The organism is Thioclava sp. DLFJ4-1 (genome assembly GCF_002020145.1).
GTDB classification, from domain to species: domain Bacteria; phylum Pseudomonadota; class Alphaproteobacteria; order Rhodobacterales; family Rhodobacteraceae; genus Thioclava; species Thioclava sediminum.
Map to the genome: position 1 here is coordinate 78,953 of NZ_MPZT01000002.1, position 21,955 is coordinate 100,907.

A 21,955-nucleotide genomic window follows, 5' to 3' on the forward strand; every position below is an offset into this window, starting at 1 on the left:
TCGGTCATGCGTTGTTCGATCCGTCAGTGTCGCCGGCGATACGGAAGGATTCGGCGGGTTTGAACCCGATACCCTTCGTCCGGCGCGCCCATTTGCGCGACAATGAGATGAGATGCAAGGCCGCAGCCGCCGCACCGCCACCTTTGTTTTGATCGGCAGGGTCCGCGCGCACGGCCGCCTGCTCGTAATTTTCGACCGTCAGGATGCCGTTGCCGATGCAAATCCCTTCGAGCCCCATCAGCGTCAGCCCGCGCGAGCTGTCGTTGCAGACGGTGTCGTAATGGGTGGTCTCGCCACGGATCACGCAGCCAAGCGCCACGAACCCGTCGTAATCGGCCATGCGCGCCGCCATCGCGATCGCGGTCGGGATTTCCAAAGCGCCGGGCACCTCGATCACATCGACATGGGCCCCCGCCTCTTCGGCCGTGGCTTTCGCGCCCGCAATCAGGTTGTCCGCGATATCCTTGTAATACGGCGCGACCACGATCAGCAGCCGCGGTGCGCTGTCGAATTTCGGCAGGTCGAGCGTGTAATGCGAGATTCCGGCCATGTCTTACTCCGTGATGGGGCGTGTGCCGACGATGCGCAGGCCATAAGCGTCGAGGCCCACATATTTCGTCTGCGGATTGTCGGTGAGAAGGATCATGTCATGCAGCCCCATCGAGGACAGGATCTGCGAGCCCAGACCGATCTGCTTGATCGTGCGCGGGCCCTGATCCTCTTCGCGCAGAAGACGGTTCGACGGGTCGCGGAACAGGCAGACGAGCCCGCGGCCTTCCTCTGCCACGATCTCCATCGCGCGACGCACCTCGTCCGCGGGACCGGGGCCGATCCCCAGCACGTCGTCGAGAATGTTGAGCGAGTGGGTGCGCACCAGAACCGGCTCGGGCGTTGAGATGTCGCCCTTCACAAGAACGATGTGATCGACGCCCTCGGCCATATCGGTGAAGACACGCATCTCCCACTCGCCGCCATGGCTCGACGTGACCATCTGGCGCAGGCCCTCGCGCACGAGATTGTCGTGACGGCGGCGATAGGCGATCAGGTCCGAGATCGTGCCTATCTTCAGCCCGTGTTTCTTGCCGAACTCGATCAGCCCCGGCAGGCGCAGCATGTGACCGTCATCGCCCATGATCTCACAAATCACGCCAGCGGGCTTGAGCCCGGCCAGACGCGCCACGTCCACGGCGGCTTCGGTATGGCCCGCGCGCACCAGCACCCCGCCGTCGCGCGCCCGCAGCGGGAAGATGTGGCCGGGCGAAGCGATATCTTGCGGGCCTTTGCTCGGGTCGATTGCCACCTTGATCGTCTGCGCCCGGTCATGGGCGGAAATCCCGGTGGTGATATTCTCGCGCGCCTCGATCGAGACGGTGAAGGCCGTCTCGTGGCGCATCGAATTGGCGCGCACCATCGGTGCGAGGCCCAGCTGATCGACGCGATCCGAGGTGAGCGGCAGGCAGATCAGCCCGCGCCCGTAGGTCGCCATGAAGTTCACCGCCTCGGGGGTGCATTTCTCGGCGGGAATATAGAGATCGCCCTCGTTCTCGCGATCCTCGTGATCGATGAGGATCACCATGCGCCCGGCCTTCGCCTCGGCGATAATGTCCTCGGCGGGCGCGATCACGTGGCGCAGGCTTTCCTCGACCTCGCCGGGCACGTCATGGGTGCCGGATTTGTCGACCGGGGTCAGGGGTTTGCCGTCGGTGGTCATGCGTTCCACTCCTGCAGCCGCGCGACATAGCGCGCGAGCGTGTCGATCTCGAGATTGATCCGGTCGCCCGCCTTGGCAAGGCCCCAGTTGGTGACCTGCTTGGTATGCGGGATGATGTTGACGCCGAACGTCGCGCCATCGACCTCGTTCACGGTCAGCGAGGTGCCGTTCAGCGCGACCGAGCCTTTCGGCGCGATGTATTTCGCCAGCGCTTCGGGTGCGCGGAAGGTGAAGCGTGTGCTGTCGCCCTCATCCACCATCGCCACGATCTCGGCCACGCCATCGACATGGCCCGACACGATGTGACCGCCCAGCTCGTCGCCCACTTTCAGCGCGCGTTCGAGATTGATCTTCTGCCCGACTTGCCAACCGCCGCTGGCATCGTTGCCGCGGCCGCCGATATTCGTCTTGGCTTGGCTCTCGGCGGAGATTTCCACGTCGAACCAGTTTTTCGGCTCAGAGCCCGTGGCGATCACGGTCAGGCAGCAGCCGTCGCAAGCGATAGACGCGCCCAGCTCGATGCTGCCCACGTCATAGCTTGTGCCGATCCGCGCGCGCAGATCGCCGCGCTGCTCCAGCTCCAGAATTTCTCCGATATCGGTCACGATCCCGGTGAACATGGCATATCCCCTCAGATTTCGGACCTTAGCTAGCCCGCAGGGCGCGCCTTCGCAAGAGATGAGCGCCTCGCCGTCCCGTCACACTCTGCGCAGCCCCGCACAGCGCCTGCCCTAAAATTGTCCAATATTTAAGGGATTACCCCACAAACTCCGTGACTTCGCGCGCATCCTGCGCAATCACGGAGGCAGGCCAAGGACCCACGACCGGATGAACCGTTTCGAAAATCGCCACTTCCTGATGCTGCAGGGGCCCCACGGCCCCTTCTTTCATCAGCTTGGCGCGATGCTCCGGCAGGCAGGCGCGACGGTGTGGCGCGTGGGGTTCAATCGCGGGGATGAGGTCTTCTGGTTCGACCGCGCCTCCTACCTGCGTTTCGACGCCCCGCCGGAGGATTGGGCCGATCACCTGCGCGCCCTGATCGCGGAGAAAGGCATCACCGATCTCGTGCTCTATGGCGACACCCGCCCAATCCATGCGCAGGCTGTCGAGATCGCGAAAGCGATGGGCCTGTGCGTGCATGTCTTCGAAGAGGGGTACGTCCGCCCCTATTGGGTGACCTACGAGCGCGGCGGCTCGAATGGGCACTCCCGGCTGATGGAGATGTCGGTGGCGCAGATGCGCACGGCACTTGCCCAGTCCGAGATCGAGTTTCCCGACGCCCCGCCCCGCTGGGGCGATATGCGCCACCACGTTTTCTACGGCGCGCTCTACCATTTTTTCGTGATGCTCCGCCCCGGCCCCTATCGCCGCTTCCGGCCGCATCGCGACATCACGGTGTTTCAGGAATTCCGCCTCTGGCTGCGCCGCCTGCTGCTGATGCCGCTGCATATGCTGGAGCGTAAACGCGCGACGCGGCGCATCCGGCATGGCGGCTTCCCCTATCATCTCGTGCTGCTGCAGCTCGAACACGATTCCAGCTTCCGGATGCATTCACCTTTCACCAGCCAGACCGAGTTCATCGATCTGGTGATGGAGAATTTCGCGAAAGGCGCGCCGCCCCATCATCACCTCGTCTTCAAGGCCCATCCGCTCGAAGACGGGCGCGCCCCGATCCGCGAGACAATCCGCAAGGCAGCCCGCGCACATGGCCTGGCGTCACGCGTGCATTTCGTGCGCGGCGGCAAGCTGGCCGGGCTTCTGGCGCAGGCGCGCTCCGCCGTCACGGTCAATTCGACCGCCGCGCAGCAGGCGCTGTGGCGCGGGCTGCCGCTGAAATCGCTGGGTCGTGCGATCTTCGACAAGCCGGAATTCACCTCCGCGCAACCGCTCGAGGCCTTCTTCGCAAGCCCGGCCCGGCCCGACAGCCGCGCCTATCGCGACTACCGTCACTACCTGCTGGAAACGAGCCAGGTTCCGGGCGGCTTCTACTCCGCGCGCGGACGCCGCGCCCTGCTGCGTCAGGTGGTCGACATGATGCTGGCCGCCGAAGACCCCTATGATGCACTGGTCGCAGGCAACGCGGCCCCACGGCAACAGTTGCAGGTGGTACGATAATTTTTCTCGTTTTTTTCCCGAGGCTTCGGTAGCTTGGTCGCAAAACGATAAGCAGCATCCCGAACGAGGAGCTCGAGCAGTGACCATGACCCCTTCCCGCAGGGCCGTTTTGACGGGCCTTTCCGCCACGCTTTTGACCGCATCTTGTGGTCTTCCGCGCTCTGGCCCCAACAAGCGCGAACTCTTTGCAGGCTCCGTAATGCGCCAGGGCGATGCCTTCGTCGTCAAGGTGAACGACTTCGTCACCCGCGCAACCGCCGTGCAACCCGCGCTCGGCTTTACCTCCAGTTTCATCAATGCCGGCCAGATCGGCTCCGACACGATCCGCCCGGGCGACACGCTTTCGCTGACGATCTGGGAGAACGTCGATGACGGGCTGCTCGCCAGCAAAGGCGCCAACGCGACCCAGCTGCAAGAGGTGCAGGTCGATGGCGCGGGCTTTATCTTCGTTCCCTATGCGGGCCGCATCAAAGCCGCGGGCAACACGCCCGACGGGCTGCGCCGCATCATCACCACCAAGCTCGACGCGCAAACGCCGGACCCGCAGGTTCTCGTGACCCGCGTGGCAGGCGATGGCGCGACGGTTTCGGTCATGGGTGCGATCAACGGTCAGGGCGTCTACCCGATCGAGCGGCCGACCCGGACGCTTTCGGCGATGATCGCCAAGGCGGGCGGCGTGGCGATCCCCCCCGAGGTCGCCAAGATCACCGTGACGCGCGGCGGCATGTCGGGCTCGATCTGGCTCAAGGATCTCTACGAGAACCCCAAGATGGACATCGCGCTGCGCAATGGCGACGTGATCCTCGTCGAGAAGGACCAGCGCGCCTTCACCTCGCTCGGCGCGACCGGTAAGCAGGCCCGCGTGCCCTTCGAGACCCAGACGCTTTCGGCGCTGGAGGCCATCGCAACGGTGGGCGGCTTGCAGTCGAACCTCGCCGATCCGACCGGCGTCTTCGTGCTGCGCAACGAGCCGGCCGATATCGCGATGAAGGTGCTTGGCCGCACCGATCTGGTCGGCGATCAGCGCATGATCTACGTGCTCGACCTGACCCAGCCCAACGGCATGTTCATGGCGCGCGATTTCGCGATCCGCGACGGCGACACGGTCTATGTCACCGAGGCGCCCTTCGTGCAGTGGCAGAAGACGCTCTCGGCGCTGACCCAGCCGCTGGGCACGGTCAACACGCTCAATACGCTCGCCGGGAACTGATGCCCCGCGACAGCGACCACAAGGCCGCCGGGGCGATCCCCCGGCGGCTTTTTTTCTACAATGGCGGGGTGCTGCGCCAGACGCGCCTGCGCGAGATTTTGCGCGCAGCAGACCATGCATCGCGCCTCGGCCTACCCGGCCCCGACGATGGCGTGATGGTCTGGGGCCGCTCGCCCTATGCGGCGCGCGGTGAGGCGGTGGCCGCCAAGCGCGGCGTGCCGCTGATCCGGGTGGAGGACGCGTTTCTGCGCTCGATCCATCCGGGCCGGACCGGCGCACCGCCCTTGGGCCTGATCCTCGACCCGATGGGCGTCCATTTCGACAGCGCCCAGCCCTCGCGGATCGAACATCTCCTTGCGACCGAGCCGCTCGACGATAGCGCCGTATTGCAGCGGGCCCGCGACGGGATCGCTCGGCTGAAAGCCTCGGAGCTTTCGAAGTATAACGATTTCGACCCGGACCTGCCCGTCCCCGATCCGGGCTATGTTCTGGTGATCGACCAGACACGGGACGATGCCTCGATCACCCACGGCGGGGCGAGCGCCGCCACGTTCCGCGAAATGCTGGCCTATGCGCGGATCGAGAACCCCGGCGCGCGCATCCTGATCAAGACCCATCCGGAAACCCGTGCGGGGTTGCGGGGCGGCCATTATGGGCCGGAAGACTGCGATGAGAATTCCGAGATTTACGACGCGCCGGTCTCGCCGTGGAAACTGCTCGAAGGCGCGATCGCGGTTTATACCGTGTCGTCGCTCATGGGCTACGAGGCGATCCTCGCAGGCCACAAGCCGCGTGTCTTCGGCCAGCCGTTCTATGGGGGCTGGGGGCTCACGCAGGACGAAAACCCCGCTCCCCGCCGAGCGCGCAGCCTGACGCGCGCGCAGATTTTCGCAGTATCGCATATCCTCGCGCCGATCTGGTACGATCCTTGCCGCAAGCGCCTGTGCAGCTTCGAGGAGGCGGTGGATCAGCTCGAGGCCGAAACCCGCGCCTATCGCGAGGATCGGCAGGGCTACGTCGCGGGCGGCATGTCGCTGTGGAAACGCCCGCATCTGCGCAAGTTCTTCGGACATCACGGGTCGCTGCGGTTCAGCGAGACACCCGACCCTGCTCGGCCCTTTCTCTACTGGGCCACGCGCGCGGCCCCAGACGACGACCGCGACCCTATCCGCGTCGAAGACGGGTTTCTGCGCTCACGCGGCCTCGGCGCCGAACTCGTCCCGCCGCTCTCGTTGATCGCGGATCGCACTGGCATCTTCTACGACCCGACCCATCCCAGTGATCTGGAGGCGTTGATCGCGCGGCCTCTGCCGCCGGGCGGCGAGGTGCGGGTGCGCAAGCTCATCCAACGGATCACGACTGAGGGCCTGACGAAATACAATCTCGGCGGCGCGCTTCCCGACCTGCCCCAAGGCCATAAGATCCTCGTGCCCGGCCAGGTCGAAGACGATGCCTCAATCCGCCTCGGCGCGGGGGAGACTTGCACAAATGCGATGCTTCTGGAGAGAACCCGGGCCGAGAACCCCGATTCAGTTATCCTTTTCAAACCTCACCCCGATGTCGTCGCTGGTCTGCGTCCCGGCGTCGTACCCGATGAAGTGGCGAAGACATATGCCGATCTGATCCTGCCCGAGACCAACACCGCTGCGCTGATCGACGCGGTGGACGAGGTCTGGACGATGACTTCCGGCCTCGGCTTCGAGGCTCTCTTGCGCGGCAAGGCTGTCACCACCCTCGGGGCGCCCTTCTATGCCGGCTGGGGGCTCACACGCGATCTCGGGCCTGTTCCGGCGCGCAGAGCGGCGCGCCCCGATCTGCTGCAGCTCACCCATGCCGCGCTGATCGCCTATCCGCGCTATCTCGACCCGGTCAGCGGGTTGCCCTGCCCGGTCGAGGTCGCGCTGGATCGCCTGAGCGAGGGCCGCACCCTACCCCGGGGCCCGCTCAACCGGATCGGCGCGAAGCTGCAAGGCGTGTTCGCGTCCTACGCGTGGCTCTGGCGCCGCCAGCGGTGAAGCAGGTCGTCGCCGATGGGGCGGCTTTCGACCAGCGTGTAGCGCGGCGCAGAGGCCAGCGCACTCAGCCCCACATCGCCGACCCCGGCGCGACCATCCGCGCCCAGCACCATGCCCGCCGTGAAGCCGATCAGCTCGTCCACCAGCCCCGCATTGATCAGAGAGGCCGCGAATTTCCCGCCCCCTTCGCAGAACACGCGGGTCAGGCCGAACCCGGCCAGAGCCTCCATCAGCGCCAGCGGATCGAGACCGCCGCCAACTGTCTCGGCCACCTCGATCAGTTCCGCCCCCGCTTCGCGCCAGTAATCTTTCGCTTCCTCGGGCGCGGCAGCCCCGTGGATCAGCCAGAGCTGCGCGATATCCAGTGACCCGGCAAGCCGCTTGCGCGGGAGATCGAGCCCCGCCGAGGCCACGATCCGCAGAGGTTGGCGCAGCGGCGTGAAGCTGCGCACGGTCAGCAGCGGATCGTCGGCCCGTGCGGTCCCGCCGCCCACCATCACCGCGTCGAACTCGGCGCGCATCGCATGGACCAGCGCGCGCGACTGCGGCCCGGTGATCCATTGGCTTTCACCCGTCGAGGTCGCGATGCGCCCGTCGAAACTGCTCGCAAGCTTCAGCGCGAGCCACGGCCGCGCGCGGGTCACGCGGCTCAGGAACCCAGCCTGCAGATCGCGCGCCTCCGTCTCCATAAGCCCGGTCTCCACCTCGATCCCGGCCTCGCGCAGCATCGCATGACCGCCGCCTGAGACTCGCGGATCGGGGTCTTCCATCGCCGAGACAACCCGCGCCACCCCGGCCTCGCGCAGCGCCATCGCGCAGGGCGGCGTCTTGCCGTAATGGGCGCAGGGTTCGAGCGTGACATAGGCCGTGGCGCCACGCGCCGCCTCCCCCGCCTGCGCGAGCGCGCGCACCTCGGCATGGGGTCGCCCGCCCGGCTGGGTCCAGCCGCGCCCGACGACGCGACCATCTTTCACGATCACGCAGCCGACGGCCGGGTTCGGCCAGACATTGCCAAGGCCCCGGCGCGCAAGCGTCAGGGCCATCGACATGAACCGCCGGTCTTCTTCGGTCACTCGGGGTCGCCCGCCCCCGGCGGACGCAATTCGGAGACGAACTTGTCGAAGTCGTCCGCTTCCTGGAAGTTCTTGTAAACGCTGGCGAACCGGACGTAGCCGACCGTGTCGATCCGCGCGAGCGTCTCCATCACGATCTCCCCGATCACCTTCGAGGAGATGTCGGTCTCGCCCATGCTTTCCAGACGCCGCACGATGCCGGAGATCATCTGGTCGATCCGCTCGGGTTCGACCGGGCGTTTCTGCATCGCGATCCGGATCGAGCGTTCGAGCTTGTCGCGATCGAAATCCTCACGCTTGCCGGAGGTCTTGATCACGACGAGGTCGCGCAGCTGGACGCGTTCGTAAGTGGTGAAACGACCGCCGCAGGCCGGGCAGAACCGACGTCGCCGGATCGCGACGTGATCTTCCGCCGGACGGCTATCTTTCACCTGAGTATCGACATTTCCGCAAAATGGGCAGCGCATTCGCTTTCCCCCGTTCGTTGTCCCGCCTCACGATAGGGTCTGCATGCCCCTCTTATCCACAAGACCTTAGCCTAGCGTCGATGGTTTGGGTAGGAAAAATCTTTCGACCCCAGATGTGGCGGTTGCCTGTGGCGAATGAGACTCAGCGCAGGAGCGCCATGACCTCGCGGCGATGCGCGCGGCCGCGATGTTCGAAAAGGTAAATTCCCTGCCACGTTCCGAGCGCCATACGCCCCGAAATGACAGGAATCTGCAAGCTGACCGGCAAAAGCGCCGATTTGATATGGGCCGGCATGTCGTCCGGCCCCTCATAGGTATGGGTCAGGTAGGACATGCTGGGATCTGTCGAGGGCGGCACCAGACGATGGAAGAATTCCTTCAGATCGCTGCGCACTTCCGGGTCGGCATTTTCCTGGATCGCGAGGCTTGCCGAGGTGTGGCGGATGAAAAGCGTGAGCAACGCCTCCTCCGCATCAGCGCCCGCGACCCAAGCCGCCACGTCACGCGTGAACTCGTATAGACCCGGGCCCGATGTTGCGATCTCGAACCGGCGATGCATCAGCTTTTCGGCGCGGGACGCGCCTCGGAGCGATCCGTCGCGACGATCGCGAGGCATTCGGGATTGATGTCCATGATCTTGCGCTCTTTCGCCCACACCGCATCGGCCTGCGCGCCGCTTAGCCCGCGCTTGACGATGGCCTTGGGTTGCGGCGTGCCGTCGCCCACCCCTGAGATCACCGAATAGGTGCCCCCGGCCTCTTCCTGCACATAAAGGAAACAGGTGCCTGCCTGATCCATGCGCGGCGTGCCCGATTGCATCGTGCCGACCTGACAGGCAGCGAGAACGAGAGGGGCGAGCAAAGCAGGGGCAAACTTAGACATGGTATCTCCGGTCATTGGGTCGCCTCAATTTGGACCGCCGCAATGCGACAGGCAATGCCTTTCGCCCACGCGCGCCACGCGAATTGGGCTAGCACTACGCGTAGGAAACCTCGGCACTACGGAACTGCGCGAGCAGGTAACTGAAACCGTAGCCGCAGGCGATGGAGGCGAAGATGATCTCACCGCCATCTTCGATCAAGCCGAGAAGCCATGAGAGCGGAGCGCCCTCGAACACGCTATGGATTGCGTCGAACCCCACTCCACAGATGATGAGGCCGAAGATCGAAGCGGAAAAGCGAAGCACATAGAGGCGCTGCTCCGGCGACCCGAAGCGATAAGCGAGCCACAGAAGCGCGACAACAACGACGCCCTGTCCCGCGAAATACACAAGCTCTCCGATCGTCTGCGCGGCATGCGGATCGGCGATGACTTGTTCGAACACCCCTTCCCGCAGAAACCGGCCTGCGTGTTCGTGCAACTGCTTGCTGTCATCGGCAAGCAGAATGGCGAAGACAGCGAATATGACTACGCTGACCGCATTGGGCTTCTTCAGAAACGACGCGATCATGAACACCATGATCGACGTCCATTTGAAGAACCCGAAACTCTCGGAAAAGCTGATATCGAGGCCGATATCGAACCGCCAGAACTGCCGGGCGATCAGCTCGTCGCCCTGATTGAGCCCCAAAACGTTGTAAGTGATGAAAATAGCCAGCAGCACTGCATCCACGAAAAGCAAAGCGAACAGAAACTTTCGCGTTAACTCGTCATTGAACGGTTTCAGCAGGGCTGGCGCGTAATTGCGCAGCCGCATTTAACTCCCCCCAACGAACACCCCAATTGTCCGTAAGGTGACGATAACACGATCAGGGGAATTTCAAACTTTCCAGCAACTTGAGGGACGAAAAAGCCGTTCCACCCCCCGAAATGCTCAAGAAATGTGCGAAATATGCGGTTTAGGGGCCGCCGCCTCGACGCAGCAATGCAAGCGGACCGCCCTCCGTCACGGCACGTGAACGAGACCGTTCATCTTGCAGCCCAGCGGAGCAAGATCGGCTTCGACCGCGGCTTTATGTGCGTTGAATTCGACGTTATGGGCGTCGATCGCCTCTTGGCTCGGGGCATGGCCGGACTCGCGCTGCGCCGTGGTTTTCGCCTCCAGACGCGCAGCCTCTTCTTGATGATCGCTGGCGAAGACGGCCTTGGCCTTCTCCCAATTCTCGGCGATCTCGTCCTGGCTCTCCCCTTCGCAGGTGAAGAGATAGACCAGCTTGGCGGGCTTGTCGGGAATGTAGAATTGTGCGCGCTCTGCGGCGCTGGCGGACCCAGCGACCAGAAGGGCTACAGCCACAAACGTAGTGAAGACTTTCATGCTCCCCTCCCCCGGATGACATGAAAACGCCCCCGAAACCGGGGGCGTCCTGATCGAATGCTATTACTGGTCGAGGAACGAACGCATCTTGCGCGACCGGCTCGGGTGCTTGAGCTTGCGCAGCGCCTTCGCCTCGATCTGACGGATACGCTCGCGGGTGACCGAGAACTGCTGCCCCACCTCTTCGAGCGTGTGGTCGGTGTTCATGCCGATGCCGAAGCGCATCCGCAGAACCCGCTCCTCGCGCGGGGTGAGCGAGGCCAGAACCCGCGTCGTCGTCTCCTTCAGGTTCTCCTGAATGGCGGAGTCGAGCGGCAGAACGGCGTTCTTGTCCTCGATGAAATCGCCAAGCTGGCTGTCTTCCTCGTCGCCGATCGGCGTCTCGAGCGAGATCGGCTCCTTGGCGATCTTCATCACCTTGCGGACCTTCTCGAGCGGCATCTGCAGCTTGTCGGCCAGTTCTTCCGGCGTCGGCTCGCGGCCGATCTCGTGGAGCATCTGGCGACCGGTGCGGACCAGCTTGTTGATCGTCTCGATCATGTGGACCGGGATACGGATGGTGCGCGCCTGATCCGCGATCGAGCGGGTGATCGCCTGACGGATCCACCACGTCGCATAGGTCGAGAACTTGTAGCCGCGGCGATACTCGAACTTATCCACGGCCTTCATGAGGCCTATATTGCCTTCCTGAATGAGATCGAGGAATTGCAGGCCGCGGTTGGTGTATTTCTTCGCGATCGAGATCACGAGACGCAGGTTCGCCTCGACCATCTCTTTCTTGGCCTGACGGGCTTCTTTTTCGCCCTTCTGGACCTGCTGGACGATGCGGCGGAATTCGGAAATGTCGACACCGACATACTGTCCGACCTGAGCCATCTCCCCGCGCAGCTCTTCGACCTTGTCGGCGGAACGCTCGAACAGGGACTGCCAAGCGCGGCCCGACTTTGCCTGCATCCGCTCGGACCAGCTGGGGTCCAGTTCGTAGCCGCGATACTCTTCGATGAACTCACGACGGTTGATGCGCGCCTGATCGGCGAGCTTCACCATGCCGCTGTCGATCGACATGATCTTGCGGTTGATGCCGTAGAGCTGGTCGATCAGCGCTTCGATCCGGTTGTTGTGCAGGTGAAGCGAGTTCACCAGCTCGACGATCTCGGAGCGCAGCTTCTGATAGGCGGCTTCCTCGGTGACAGAGAAGGAGCCATCCTCGTTCAGCGTCGCCGACATCCGCAGGTCCTGCATCTCGGCAAGCTGAGCATAGTCGCGCGCGATCAGTTCGAGCGTCTCGAGAACACGCGGCTTCAGCGCGGCTTCCATCGCGGCGAGCGAAAGATTCGCGCCTTCGTCCTCGTCGTCATCGTCGGATTGGATCGGGTTGCCGTCCGCGTCGAGCTCAGGCTCCGAATTGCCGCTATCTTCGGATTTCTTGCTACCCTCTGTCGTCGCCTCGGCTCCGACGGTGGGCGGTGCGATTTCTTCTTCTTCGCCTTCGACCCCTTCGAGCGAGTTGCCGAAGGTGGTCTCGAGGTCGATCACGTCGCGCAGAAGAATTTCTTCGTTGAGAAGTTCGTCGCGCCAGATCGTGATGGCCTGGAAGGTCAGCGGGCTCTCGCAGAGCCCCGCGATCATCGTGTTGCGGCCAGCCTCGATGCGCTTGGCGATGGCGATTTCGCCCTCGCGCGACAGCAGCTCGACCGAACCCATCTCGCGCAGATACATCCGCACCGGGTCATCGGTACGATCGAGCGTTTCCGAGCTGGTGGTCGAGACCGCGACTTCGCGCGACCCCGAAGCCGTCGTCGCGACTTCGCCGCCCTGGCTGCTGCTTTCTTCCTCATCGGCCTCTTCGGCTTCGATGACGTTGATGCCCATTTCGGAGAGCATCGACATGACATCTTCGATCTGGTCCCCCGAGACCTGATCTTGCGGCATCACCTTGTTGAGCTGGTCATAGGTAATGAACCCGCGTTCCTTCGCCTCGGCGATCATCCGCTTCACGGCGGCCTGACTCATGTCGAAGGACGTCGCGTCGTCGCTCGGGGTGTCGGATTTATTGTCGTCGATGTCTTTGGCGGCCATGTGGGCTCCTCGGTCAGGGCTTGGTTGGGCTCAAGCTATGACGAAAGCGAATCATATCTCGTCTGTGTATCGAATCGCGGCGGCGAATCACAGGGGCGCGAGGGCTGTGGACAGAAAGTTGATTCTGAATGTGTCCGCAACAATTCGCTTTTCCGTAATCCGTTGGCCCGCAGCCATCCGGCTCAATGTTTCTTACGCCAGATTTCCCCGTCGATCATGGCCTGAAGCGTCGCGGACAGCGCCGCTTGGTCTTCGCCCATATCGGAGGAGTCCTCCAGTTTCGATCTCTCTGCACGATGGCGAAGCGATGCTGCTTGCGCCAGACGCCATGTCACGCCTTCGTCGGCAAGCCCCGCCAGATCCTCCATCGCATCGGCGACCTCTTCGCGCACGGCGCGAGCGGCGTCCAGCTTGGCCAGTTCCTCGGTCAGGCACATCCGCGCCAAATCGAGGTTCTCAGCGTTGCGAACCGGAGGGGCAGAGCGCAAGTGGGGCAGGTTCAACAGTTTTTCAAGGTCGGCCGCCATTTCCGCGTAAAGGTTTTTCGCGATTTCCGGGGCGGGCGCGGCGACATGGGCGAGCATCCGGTGGCGCAGCTGATCATGCGTCGCGTCGCGCAGCGGCACGGCTTCCAGTTCCGCCTCGAATTCCGCGATCAGCGCCGGGTGGGTGACGCAGATGCCGAGGATCATCGCCTCGCGCAGATGCTCGGCCACGTCGCTCGGCGCGGTCGCCAGAAGCGAGGAGCGCGTCTCGGGCAAGGCCGGCGGCGGCGCACCGAAGCGGCCCTTGCCGCGCTTGCCGCCGGGGCCGAAACCGCCCGGCGTGAAGCCCCCGCGGGATCCTTGCGCACCGCCCTGTGGGCCAGCCTGCGGGCCGGTGCCGAACAGCTCCCAGCGCAGGCGTTTGATCTCGTCTCCGTAATGGCCGCGAATCGAGGGATCCTGAATGCGCGCAATCGCGGCGCGCAGGCTCTTGTCCAGGGCCGCCCGGCGCTCGGGACTGTCGAAGACTTTCCCCTCAGTCTCACGTTGCCACAGCAGCGAGACCATCGGCTTCGCCTCGGCGAGGATCGTCTCCATCGCCTCGCGGCCCTGCTTGCGGATCACGTCATCCGGGTCGAGCCCCGGCGGCATGATCGCGAAACGCACGCCCTTCCCCGCCTCCAGCAGCGGCAGCGCGAGATCGATCACCCGCAGCGCCGCGCGCAGACCCGCCGTATCGCCATCGAGCGCGATGATCGGCTCGTCATGGATGCGCCACATCAGGCGTAGCTGATCTTCGGTGATCGCGGTCCCGAGCGGCGCAACCGCCCCGCCGAAGCCGCCCTCTACCATGGCGATCACATCCATATAGCCTTCGCAGACCACGAGCGGCGCGCCCTTGCCGCAGGCTTCGCGCGCGGGACCGTGGTTATAGAGCGAGCGCCCCTTGTCGAAGAGCGCGGTCTCGGGCGAGTTCAGGTATTTCGCCGGATCGTTCGGATCCATCGCCCGCCCGCCGAAGGCGATGCAGCGCCCGCGCGGATCGCGGATCGGGAAGATGATACGGTTGCGGAAGACGTCGAAGGGTTCGCGCCCCTTCTGGCTGTCCTTCGCAAGCCCCGCGCCTTTGATCAGCTCGTCGGAAATCCCCTTGGCCTTGAGCGCATCGCGCAGCCCCTGCCAGCCGGGCGGGGCGAAGCCGATCTCGAAGCGATCCACCGCGGGTTTGTTCAGGCTGCGCCCGGCCAGATAGTCGCGCGCGGCGCTCCCGGCCTGCGTGTTCAGATGAAGGCGGAAATACTTCACCGCCTCTTCCATCACATTGGCCAGCTCGGTGCGCAGATCAGCTTTCTCCTGCGCCATCGGATCGCGCGCGGGCATCTGCATTCCGGCCTCACGGGCGAGGATTTCCACCGCCTCCATGAAGCTGACATTCTCGGTCTCGCGCACGAAGCTCAGCGCGTCGCCCTTCGCGTGACAGCCGAAGCAATAGTAATAGCCCTTGCGGTCATCGACATGGAACGAGGCCGATTTTTCCTGATGGAAGGGGCACGGCGCCCACATGTCGCCCTTGGCCTGGTTCGACTTGCGCATGTCCCAAATGACCTTGCGCCCCACGACCTGAGCGATCGAGGAACGGCTGCGCAATTCGTCGAGAAATCCGGGCGGCAGGCTCATGCTCTCTATATTGTCTCCATGTGCGGCAGAGTCGAGAGGACCCGCGGAGCTACCCACAGCTTTCGGCCCCTCGGGCGGCGAGAACTTCGCGTCAGCCGAAGGTGAGAAATCCGCCCCTTGAGGCGAGTTAACCTAGTTTAAACGACTCAGTCTCCAAGACGGCACCCAGCGTCAGAAGCCCCTCAGATTGGTGGCCGATTGGGAAACTATCTCACACACACTGCGGCATTCCACATTTAAAGCACAACAATTCCATGAAGTTAGACAAGGTTTTGCCTTAATTTCGCCTCAGGAATTATGCAGTTTCATCCGGTGATTTTTTACGAGTTTTCTCCGCTGGCGGCGAGGCCATGGGACAAGGAGAAGGAGGTCGGGGATGAGGGACATAACCGAACAAAACGGCTTGGCACGCCGTATCGAAGCCGCGCGCGCCCGAATGGGGCGGTTCGCGCAGGATGAGGATGGAGCGGTTTTCATCTTCAGCCTGCAGGTTTTGATCGTGCTGATGGTCATTGGCGGCATTGCGATTGATTTCGTCCGCCAAGACGAACGCCGTACGCTTATCCAAAGTTCGCTCGACCGAGCCGCGCTCGCCGCCGCCAATCTGGATCAGACGCTCGATCCCGCGACCGTGGCGAAAGACTACCTCTCCACCAGCGGCCTCGACTATCTCAATATCGAGCCCGTGGTCGAAGAGGGCGCGCAGAAGGAATACCGCCGCGTATCGATGACCGCGCAGGATGACATGCCCACGATCTTCGGTGACCTGATCGGCTTCGGCGTCGATTCCTTCCGCTCCAACACCGCAGCCAAAGCCGAGGAATCCATCGGCAATGTCGAAATCTCGATGGTGCTCGACGTCTCCGGCTCCATGGGCCAGACGGATTCCGGCTCCTACTATGGCGAGACGAAGATCGCCTCGCTGCGCGATGCCGCGACGAATTTCACCAACAAGATGTTCGACAACGTTCAGCCTCCCGGCGCGCCGGCCGGTCGCCTTTCGATCTCGATCGTGCCCTACAACCAGCAGGTCTCGCTCGGCCCCGATCTGGCGGCGGCGTACAACCTGTCGAACGATCACAGCTACAACACCTGCGCCGACGTGCAGCTTCAGGGGTTCAACAGCGTGAGCCTGCCGACCACCGGCCTGCAGCGCACCATGTATGGCTGGAGCTATGATCTCGTTGGCCAAGGCTACGGCGTGTACAAAACACTCTCGGAAACCTCCGAGAACTGCTACGAGCACAGCTATTCTGACGTGATGGCCTTCGAAGACAATCAGAACGACGTCGTGAACAAGATCGCGTCGCTGCGTGCAGGTGGCGATACCGCGATCGACATCGGCGCTCGCTGGGGCTTCGCGCTGCTCGACCCTTCGGCCAAACCGGTCTCAGCTGCTCTGGTCCAAAACGGGACGATTTCTGCTGATGTGGACGACCGCCCCCTGCCCTATCCGGCGACCGGTCAGAGCATCGATGAACGCTCGATGAAGGTGATGATCCTGATGACCGACGGTCAGAACACACGCACCTTCTCGACCTATATGAAGTACAGGACGGGCGATTCCGGCCTATTCTCGATCGACAGTTCGACGGCGTTTAATGACGACAGCTCGACCATGTCGCACATGTACTGGTTCTCGCAGGAGCGCGCAGATCAGGGAGAGAAGCCCTATTACTCATTCGCCGATCGCAACTGGTATGCGCCCGAGGAAATCGGCGAGACCATCGCGACGAAAGTTTACGAGACGAAGTGCTATACGGATTGGCGGGGCCGCGAGCGTTGCTACCAGGATTCGCATTACGAGTATCAATTCGAGCCGCGTGATCTGCATGCGATCGACTGGCGCACCGTCTGGAGCAAAGGATGGACGCTGCAATATGTGATCCAGACCTTCCTTCTGCCGCCGCGCCAGCGCCTAGACCCGCAAGAATCCGTGGCTTCGATCTACGACGAGATGGCGATCTCCTCGATGTTCTCGGAGAAGGACAAAAACCTGCACGACGTGTGCCAGGCCGGGAAAAGCAAGGATATCATCGTCTTCACTGTGGCCGTGGATGCGCCCCAGAGTGGCAAGACGGCGCTCGCCGATTGCAGTTCGGGTCCGAGCTACCAGTATGACGTCGACTCCGCCAATCTCGCGGATGCGTTTTCCTCGATCGCGACGCAGATCTCTACCCTGCGCCTGACGAACTGACCGGAGAGCGCAGAGCATGGCATTGAGGCTGACGCATAAACGAGCCTTCCTGAGGGCGGAGGACGGGGCGGTGACGATCCCCGCCCTGCTCTGGATCGTGTTCCTGATCTTCTTCATGTTCGCCGGCATCGAGCTGGGCGTGATCTTCATCAAGCAGACCCTGCTGACCCGCGCGACCGAAGCCACGAGCCGGATCATCCGCATCGGGAACTACTCAAGCATCGACGAGAAAACGCTGCGCCACGAAATCTGCAAACAGGCGGGCTTCTTCGGGAACACCTGCATGAACCGGGTTTCGGTCGAGATGTTTCAGGTCGACAAGACGAACTGGACCTCCTCAATCGCCAATCACCCGGTGCGCTGCGAGGATTTCTCGGACGTAACCAAGCCACCGCCCTCCGGCACGCTGGAATCCGCCGCCCCGGATCAACTGATCCTCGTGCGGGTCTGCCTGCGCGAAAAGCCGATGCTGCTGGAAGATTTCATTGCGCAAGCTTTCCTCGAAGCATCGCCGGTCGGCGCGGATGGCGATTACGCCTTGGTGACAACGACCGCGATCGTGATCGAACCGGCAGTCGCCTCTGCTGCAGGAGGGACCTGAGCGATGGTCATGGCAAAGATGCGCAATGTGTTCCGCCGCTTCCGCGACGACGAGACCGGATCCATCCCGATCGAAGGGCTGATGGCCTTCATCATGCTGTCGGGCTGGCTGATCCTGTCGATCGAAATGTATGACGTGTTCAAAATTCGCGGCGCCGCGACACGGGCCAATGTAACGGTCTCGGACCTGATCTCGCGCGAACGGGATCCAATCGGCCCGAAATTCGTCGCAGGCATCAAACAGGTCTACGATTTTGCGACCGGCAATAGCGACCCGTCGCGCAGCTGGATGCGTGTGACCTTGGTGAGTTGCTGGGACGATCCGCAGGATTTGAACCACGCCTGCAACGATCCCACCGAAGGCAGCGACGCAAAAAAGGTGAAGCTGGACGATTCCTTTGCGACCGGTCTGGCGCAAAGCTACACGCAGGAGGCGCTCGATCTCGAGGCGGACCGCATTCCGGTCCTCGCGGCGGGCGACCAGGCGCTGATCGTGGAGACGTCCTACGCCTATGACCTCCCCTTCAAGCTGTCGGAAGCATATAAAGCCTATCTGACGTCAATCGGGAAAGATCCGACCAAGCATTTCGTCGGCTTCCGCGATGCGATTTCGTTCGACAATTTCATCGTCACCCGGCCGCGCGTCGCCCGCCTGACGTGGAGCGACGCAGACTGAACGGCAGCGCGAACGCCGCGCTCAGCCGTGATCGCGCCAGCGATTGACGATCGGATAACGGCGATCCAGCCAGAACGCCTTGCTCGACAGGCGCGTGCCCGGCGCGGATTGGTGGCGCTTCCATTCCGAGATATAGAGCAGATGCTCGACCTTTTTGATCGTCTCGCGCTCGTAGCCCTCGGCCACGAGATCGGCGACCGAAGCGTCGCGCTCCACCAGACCTTCGAGAATACCGTCTAGCACCGGATAGGGCGGCAGGCTGTCCTCGTCCTTCTGGTCGGGCCGTAGCTCCGCCGAGGGCGGCTTCTCGATGATCTCGCGCGGGATCACCTCGCCTTCCGGGCCCTTCATCCAGTCGCGGTAGTTCGTATTGCGCCAGCGGCAGGTCTCGAAAACGCGGGTCTTGTAGAGATCCTTGATCGGATTGTAGCCGCCCGCCATGTCGCCATAGATCGTCGCATAGCCCACGGCCATCTCGGACTTGTTCCCCGTGGTCAGAAGCATCTCGCCGAACTTGTTCGACAGCGCCATCAGCATCACACCGCGCAGACGCGATTGGATGTTTTCCTCGGTCACGTCGGGCTCGGTGCCTTCCATCAGATGGGCAAGCGCCTCCGAGACGGCATCGCGCGCCCCGTCGATCCGCACCGTATCGAGACGCATCCCCTGCCGCTTTGCCAGATCGGCGGCGTGATCAAGCGAGCCCTGCGAGGTGTATTCCGAGGGCAGCATCACGCAATGCACGGCCTCCGGCCCCAGCGCATCCGCCGCAATCGTCGCGACCAGCGCGGAGTCGATCCCACCCGACAGGCCGAGCACGACCTTGGAGAAGCCCGACTTGCGCAGGTAATCGCCAAGGCTTTCGACCATCGCGCGGTAATCCTGCTCCCATTCCGAAGGCTGCGGATCGTCACGGCCCGCAACGCAGGCCCAGCCTTCGCCGTCACGCTCGAAATCGACATGATCGATGATCTCGTCGAAAGGTGCGAATTGCGCGGCCAGCTGGCCATGCCGGTTCAGCACGAAGCTCGCCCCGTCGAAGACCTGATCGTCCTGCCCACCGACAGAGTTGAGATAAGCCAGCGGCAGCCCAGTCTCGACCACGCGCGCGACCATATGGGTCATCCGCACGTCGAGCTTGCCCCGGTGATAGGGCGAACCGTTCGGCACGATCAGGATCTCGGCCCCGGTCTCGGCCAGCGTCTCGGCCACATCCGGGTGCCACGCATCCTCGCAGATCGGGGTACCGACCCGCACGCCGTTGACCGCATAGGGCCCCGAGATCTGACCGGTATCGTAGATGCGATACTCGTCGAAAATCCCGTGATGCGGCAGATCGTGTTTCAACATCCGCGCGACCAGCACGCCGTCTTTCCAGACCCAATAGGCGTTATACTGCCCCTGCTCGGTCCAGTAGGGCCCGCCGATGCCCAGCGCCGGACCATCGGTGATGCGCGCACCCAGCGCCTCCATCGCGGCGACCGCGTCGCGCACGAAAGCGGGCTTCGCGATCAGGTCCTGCGTCTGGTAGCCGGTCAGGAACATCTCGGGCAGCACGACCATGTCGGCGCCCGCGCGCTTGCCCTCTTCCCAAGCGGCGAAGGCCTTCTCGGCATTGGCCTCCAGCGCGCCCACGGTGGGGTTGAGCTGGGCCATGGTGAGGCGGAAACGATCGGCCATAAGCGTCCTCGGGGCTGTTATCGCCCTCTCATTTAGCAGAAAACGCTGGGGTGAAAAGGGGATGGCTGCCCTGCATTTGCCGCCCCTTCCCTTCCGCGCCCCCGACACGGACCGCCCTGCCCGCTTGTCAGGCTACCCCCGCGCAATTAACCTTTCCCCAAGCACGGCAGAGCGCGAATCCACGCGCTCGCGAGACCGGAGCACAGGCAGCACCATCAGGGGGCACGCATGGCAGGCGCGCAGCTTCGCATCGCGACATTGGCAGTTCTGATCGGCTGGACCGCGCAGATCGCGCCGGCGCAAGAGGTCATCACCAAGCAATACGATGACGGCGGCCTCTATGAGGGCACCTTCACCGATGGCAAGCAGGACGGCTATGGCAGCTACAAGCTGCCCTCGGGCTACGAATACGAAGGCCAATGGGTGATGGGCGAGATCAAGGGCAAGGGCCGCGCGCGCTTCCCCAACGGCTCGATCTACGAAGGCGAGTTCGATCACGGCAAGCCCAACGGAAAGGGCAAGATCACCTTCGCCGATGGCGGCACCTATGAGGGCGACTGGCTCAACGGTCAGATCACCGGCACCGGCACCGCGCATTACGCCAACGGCTCAGTCTATCAGGGCCAGTTCCGCAACGCGATGCATGACGGCAAGGGCACGCTGGAGAGCGCGAACGGCTATCGCTACGAGGGCGACTGGCTGGGCGGCGTCAAACAGGGCAACGGCAAGATCACCTATCCCGACGGCTCCACCTATGAGGGCCAGATGGCGCATGGCCAGCGCGACGGCACCGGAACGCTCACCATGGCGGACGGGCTGACCTATGTCGGCGACTGGAAAGCCGGCCAGATGAACGGTCGCGGCAAACTGAGCCAACCCAATGGCGATGTCTACGAAGGTCAGATGGTCAACGGCAAGCGCCACGGCTCGGGCAAGGTCACCTATGCCAATGGCGACACCTACGAGGGGGACTTCCTGCTCGACAAGCGCCACGGCACCGGCACGTTCCGCGGCAAGGACGGCTACGTCTATACCGGCCAATGGAAAGAGGGCCGCATCGAGGGTCAGGGCAAGGTGCAATATCCCGACGGCTCGGTCTATGAGGGCAGCTTCAAGAACGACCTGCCCGACGGTCAGGGCAAAATCACCTATCCCGACGGCTCCAGCTACGAGGGCGGCTGGGCGCATGGCGTCATCCAGGGCACCGGCACCGCACGCTACGCGAACGGGCTCGTCTATGAGGGCGAGTTCAAGAACGCGCGCAATGACGGGAAGGGCAAGATGACCTACCCGGACGGCTACAGCTACGAAGGCGACTGGGTGAACGGGCAACGCGAGGGCCAAGGCACCGCGCGCTATGCCGATGGCACGACCTATGAGGGCGCCTTCAAGAATGGTCAGCGCGACGGGACCGGCAAGCTGACCATGCCCGATGGTTTCACCTATGAGGGCGAGTGGCGCAACGGCGCGATCGACGGCCAAGGCCGCGCGACCTATGCCAATGGCGACACCTATGTGGGCAGCTTCTCGAATGGCAAACGCGAGGGGCAAGGCACGATGACCTATGCCTCCGGCACGGTGGCGAGCGGCGAATGGTCGAACGACAAGCTGCAGGATACCAGCGCGCCTGCGACGCAGCCCACGCCCGATGCCAGTACCGAGACCCCGCCGGCCCCGGCGAACGAACCGGCCACGGCGGAGCCTTCAGCGAACTGA

The 21,955-nt window shown here is 63.4% G+C and carries 19 protein-coding genes; 7 read left to right on the forward strand and 12 right to left on the reverse strand.

The features are described 5' to 3' along the window. Positions 1–4: 4 nt before the first annotated feature. Genes BMI85_RS05450 through BMI85_RS05460 form a run of 3 tightly spaced genes read right to left on the reverse strand, consistent with a single transcriptional unit; the run spans position 5 to position 2,331 of the window. A complete protein-coding gene (locus BMI85_RS05450; RefSeq protein ID WP_078600026.1) occupies positions 5–550 on the reverse strand; it encodes a 6,7-dimethyl-8-ribityllumazine synthase in 546 nt (181 codons plus the stop codon). Between the two features lie 3 nt (positions 551–553). Next, positions 554–1,711 carry a 3,4-dihydroxy-2-butanone-4-phosphate synthase gene (gene ribB, locus BMI85_RS05455; RefSeq protein ID WP_078600028.1) on the reverse strand — a complete coding sequence of 386 codons (1,158 nt, stop codon included), beginning with the start codon at positions 1,709–1,711 and terminating at the stop codon, positions 554–556. Then, a complete protein-coding gene (locus tag BMI85_RS05460; RefSeq protein ID WP_078600029.1) occupies positions 1,708–2,331 on the reverse strand; it encodes a riboflavin synthase in 624 nt (207 codons plus the stop codon). Before BMI85_RS05460 ends, ribB begins: the two co-directional genes overlap by 4 nt. A gap of 208 nt (positions 2,332–2,539) precedes the next feature. On the opposite strand from BMI85_RS05460, the gene BMI85_RS05465 reads away from it, so the two are divergent. The 3 genes from BMI85_RS05465 to BMI85_RS05475 all read left to right on the forward strand — a co-directional run bounded on the left by BMI85_RS05465 (position 2,540) and on the right by BMI85_RS05475 (position 7,051). Then, positions 2,540–3,826, forward strand: a complete 1,287-nt coding sequence (locus BMI85_RS05465; RefSeq protein ID WP_078600030.1) for a capsular biosynthesis protein — start codon at positions 2,540–2,542, stop codon at positions 3,824–3,826. Positions 3,827–3,911: 85 nt separating this feature from the next. Further along, on the forward strand, positions 3,912–5,036 hold the full coding sequence (locus BMI85_RS05470; RefSeq protein WP_078570050.1) for a polysaccharide biosynthesis/export family protein: 1,125 nt from the start codon (positions 3,912–3,914) through the stop codon (positions 5,034–5,036). Beyond that, positions 5,036–7,051, forward strand: coding sequence for a capsular polysaccharide biosynthesis protein (locus BMI85_RS05475; RefSeq protein ID WP_078600032.1), 2,016 nt, complete (start codon positions 5,036–5,038; stop codon positions 7,049–7,051). Before BMI85_RS05470 ends, BMI85_RS05475 begins: the two co-directional genes overlap by 1 nt. On the opposite strand, the gene ribD is transcribed toward BMI85_RS05475, so the two are convergent. The 8 genes from ribD to dnaG all read right to left on the reverse strand — a co-directional run bounded on the left by ribD (position 7,021) and on the right by dnaG (position 15,086). Beyond that, positions 7,021–8,124 (reverse strand): bifunctional diaminohydroxyphosphoribosylaminopyrimidine deaminase/5-amino-6-(5-phosphoribosylamino)uracil reductase RibD, encoded by a 1,104-nt coding sequence (ribD, locus tag BMI85_RS05480; protein ID WP_078600034.1) that lies wholly within the window; start codon positions 8,122–8,124, stop codon positions 7,021–7,023. The two genes, BMI85_RS05475 and ribD, sit on opposite strands and share 31 nt — an antisense overlap. Beyond that, positions 8,121–8,591: a transcriptional regulator NrdR gene (nrdR, locus tag BMI85_RS05485; RefSeq protein ID WP_075774214.1), complete on the reverse strand. Its 471-nt coding sequence runs from the start codon at positions 8,589–8,591 to the stop codon at positions 8,121–8,123. Before nrdR ends, ribD begins: the two co-directional genes overlap by 4 nt. A gap of 142 nt (positions 8,592–8,733) precedes the next feature. After that, positions 8,734–9,150: a secondary thiamine-phosphate synthase enzyme YjbQ gene (locus BMI85_RS05490; protein WP_078600036.1), complete on the reverse strand. Its 417-nt coding sequence runs from the start codon at positions 9,148–9,150 to the stop codon at positions 8,734–8,736. Next, positions 9,150–9,473: a hypothetical protein gene (locus tag BMI85_RS05495; RefSeq protein WP_143595002.1), complete on the reverse strand. Its 324-nt coding sequence runs from the start codon at positions 9,471–9,473 to the stop codon at positions 9,150–9,152. The genes BMI85_RS05490 and BMI85_RS05495 overlap by 1 nt, the downstream gene beginning before the upstream one ends. A 94-nt stretch (positions 9,474–9,567) precedes the next feature. After that, positions 9,568–10,287 (reverse strand): hypothetical protein, encoded by a 720-nt coding sequence (locus BMI85_RS05500; protein WP_078548179.1) that lies wholly within the window; start codon positions 10,285–10,287, stop codon positions 9,568–9,570. 189 nt (positions 10,288–10,476) lie between these two features. Beyond that, positions 10,477–10,845 carry a hypothetical protein gene (locus tag BMI85_RS05505; protein WP_078541935.1) on the reverse strand — a complete coding sequence of 123 codons (369 nt, stop codon included), beginning with the start codon at positions 10,843–10,845 and terminating at the stop codon, positions 10,477–10,479. A gap of 63 nt (positions 10,846–10,908) precedes the next feature. Then, a complete protein-coding gene (gene rpoD / locus BMI85_RS05510; protein ID WP_078548183.1) occupies positions 10,909–12,924 on the reverse strand; it encodes an RNA polymerase sigma factor RpoD in 2,016 nt (671 codons plus the stop codon). Between the two features lie 182 nt (positions 12,925–13,106). Then, on the reverse strand, positions 13,107–15,086 hold the full coding sequence (gene dnaG, locus BMI85_RS05515; protein ID WP_078548185.1) for a DNA primase: 1,980 nt from the start codon (positions 15,084–15,086) through the stop codon (positions 13,107–13,109). A gap of 376 nt (positions 15,087–15,462) precedes the next feature. On the opposite strand from dnaG, the gene BMI85_RS05520 reads away from it, so the two are divergent. The 3 genes from BMI85_RS05520 to BMI85_RS05530 are packed head-to-tail and all read left to right on the forward strand — an operon-like array spanning position 15,463 to position 18,559. Continuing rightward, positions 15,463–17,283 (forward strand): TadE/TadG family type IV pilus assembly protein, encoded by a 1,821-nt coding sequence (locus BMI85_RS05520; RefSeq protein ID WP_078600040.1) that lies wholly within the window; start codon positions 15,463–15,465, stop codon positions 17,281–17,283. 16 nt (positions 17,284–17,299) lie between these two features. Continuing rightward, on the forward strand, positions 17,300–17,884 hold the full coding sequence (locus BMI85_RS05525) for a hypothetical protein (RefSeq protein ID WP_143595003.1): 585 nt from the start codon (positions 17,300–17,302) through the stop codon (positions 17,882–17,884). Between the two features lie 3 nt (positions 17,885–17,887). After that, positions 17,888–18,559, forward strand: coding sequence for a hypothetical protein (locus BMI85_RS05530; RefSeq protein WP_078600043.1), 672 nt, complete (start codon positions 17,888–17,890; stop codon positions 18,557–18,559). A gap of 21 nt (positions 18,560–18,580) precedes the next feature. Here the strand turns inward: BMI85_RS05530 and BMI85_RS05535 are convergent, their stop codons facing one another. Next, on the reverse strand, positions 18,581–20,239 hold the full coding sequence (locus tag BMI85_RS05535; RefSeq protein WP_078600045.1) for an NAD+ synthase: 1,659 nt from the start codon (positions 20,237–20,239) through the stop codon (positions 18,581–18,583). Between the two features lie 228 nt (positions 20,240–20,467). Here BMI85_RS05535 and BMI85_RS05540 point away from each other — a divergent pair, with 228 nt between their 5' ends. Next, entirely contained in the window at positions 20,468–21,955 is a 1,488-nt protein-coding gene (locus BMI85_RS05540) for a 2-isopropylmalate synthase (RefSeq protein ID WP_078600047.1), read from the forward strand.

What these genes read in the sequence shown, in the direction of transcription:
- BMI85_RS05535 (WP_078600045.1), bottom strand. Translation starts at nt 20,239, where the DNA reads ATGGCCGATCGTTTCCGCCTCACCATGGCCCAGCTCAACCCCACCGTG.
- BMI85_RS05490 (WP_078600036.1), bottom strand. Translation starts at nt 9,150, where the DNA reads ATGCATCGCCGGTTCGAGATCGCAACATCGGGCCCGGGTCTATACGAG.
- BMI85_RS05465 (WP_078600030.1), top strand. Translation starts at nt 2,540, where the DNA reads ATGAACCGTTTCGAAAATCGCCACTTCCTGATGCTGCAGGGGCCCCAC.
- BMI85_RS05530 (WP_078600043.1), top strand. Translation starts at nt 17,888, where the DNA reads ATGGTCATGGCAAAGATGCGCAATGTGTTCCGCCGCTTCCGCGACGAC.
- BMI85_RS05495 (WP_143595002.1), bottom strand. Translation starts at nt 9,473, where the DNA reads ATGTCTAAGTTTGCCCCTGCTTTGCTCGCCCCTCTCGTTCTCGCTGCC.
- BMI85_RS05475 (WP_078600032.1), top strand. Translation starts at nt 5,036, where the DNA reads ATGCCCCGCGACAGCGACCACAAGGCCGCCGGGGCGATCCCCCGGCGG.
- BMI85_RS05520 (WP_078600040.1), top strand. Translation starts at nt 15,463, where the DNA reads ATGAGGGACATAACCGAACAAAACGGCTTGGCACGCCGTATCGAAGCC.
- BMI85_RS05505 (WP_078541935.1), bottom strand. Translation starts at nt 10,845, where the DNA reads ATGAAAGTCTTCACTACGTTTGTGGCTGTAGCCCTTCTGGTCGCTGGG.
- dnaG (WP_078548185.1), bottom strand. Translation starts at nt 15,086, where the DNA reads ATGAGCCTGCCGCCCGGATTTCTCGACGAATTGCGCAGCCGTTCCTCG.
- ribB (WP_078600028.1), bottom strand. Translation starts at nt 1,711, where the DNA reads ATGACCACCGACGGCAAACCCCTGACCCCGGTCGACAAATCCGGCACC.
- rpoD (WP_078548183.1), bottom strand. Translation starts at nt 12,924, where the DNA reads ATGGCCGCCAAAGACATCGACGACAATAAATCCGACACCCCGAGCGAC.
- nrdR (WP_075774214.1), bottom strand. Translation starts at nt 8,591, where the DNA reads ATGCGCTGCCCATTTTGCGGAAATGTCGATACTCAGGTGAAAGATAGC.
- BMI85_RS05500 (WP_078548179.1), bottom strand. Translation starts at nt 10,287, where the DNA reads ATGCGGCTGCGCAATTACGCGCCAGCCCTGCTGAAACCGTTCAATGAC.
- BMI85_RS05460 (WP_078600029.1), bottom strand. Translation starts at nt 2,331, where the DNA reads ATGTTCACCGGGATCGTGACCGATATCGGAGAAATTCTGGAGCTGGAG.
- BMI85_RS05470 (WP_078570050.1), top strand. Translation starts at nt 3,912, where the DNA reads ATGACCCCTTCCCGCAGGGCCGTTTTGACGGGCCTTTCCGCCACGCTT.
- BMI85_RS05540 (WP_078600047.1), top strand. Translation starts at nt 20,468, where the DNA reads ATGGCAGGCGCGCAGCTTCGCATCGCGACATTGGCAGTTCTGATCGGC.
- BMI85_RS05525 (WP_143595003.1), top strand. Translation starts at nt 17,300, where the DNA reads ATGGCATTGAGGCTGACGCATAAACGAGCCTTCCTGAGGGCGGAGGAC.
- BMI85_RS05450 (WP_078600026.1), bottom strand. Translation starts at nt 550, where the DNA reads ATGGCCGGAATCTCGCATTACACGCTCGACCTGCCGAAATTCGACAGC.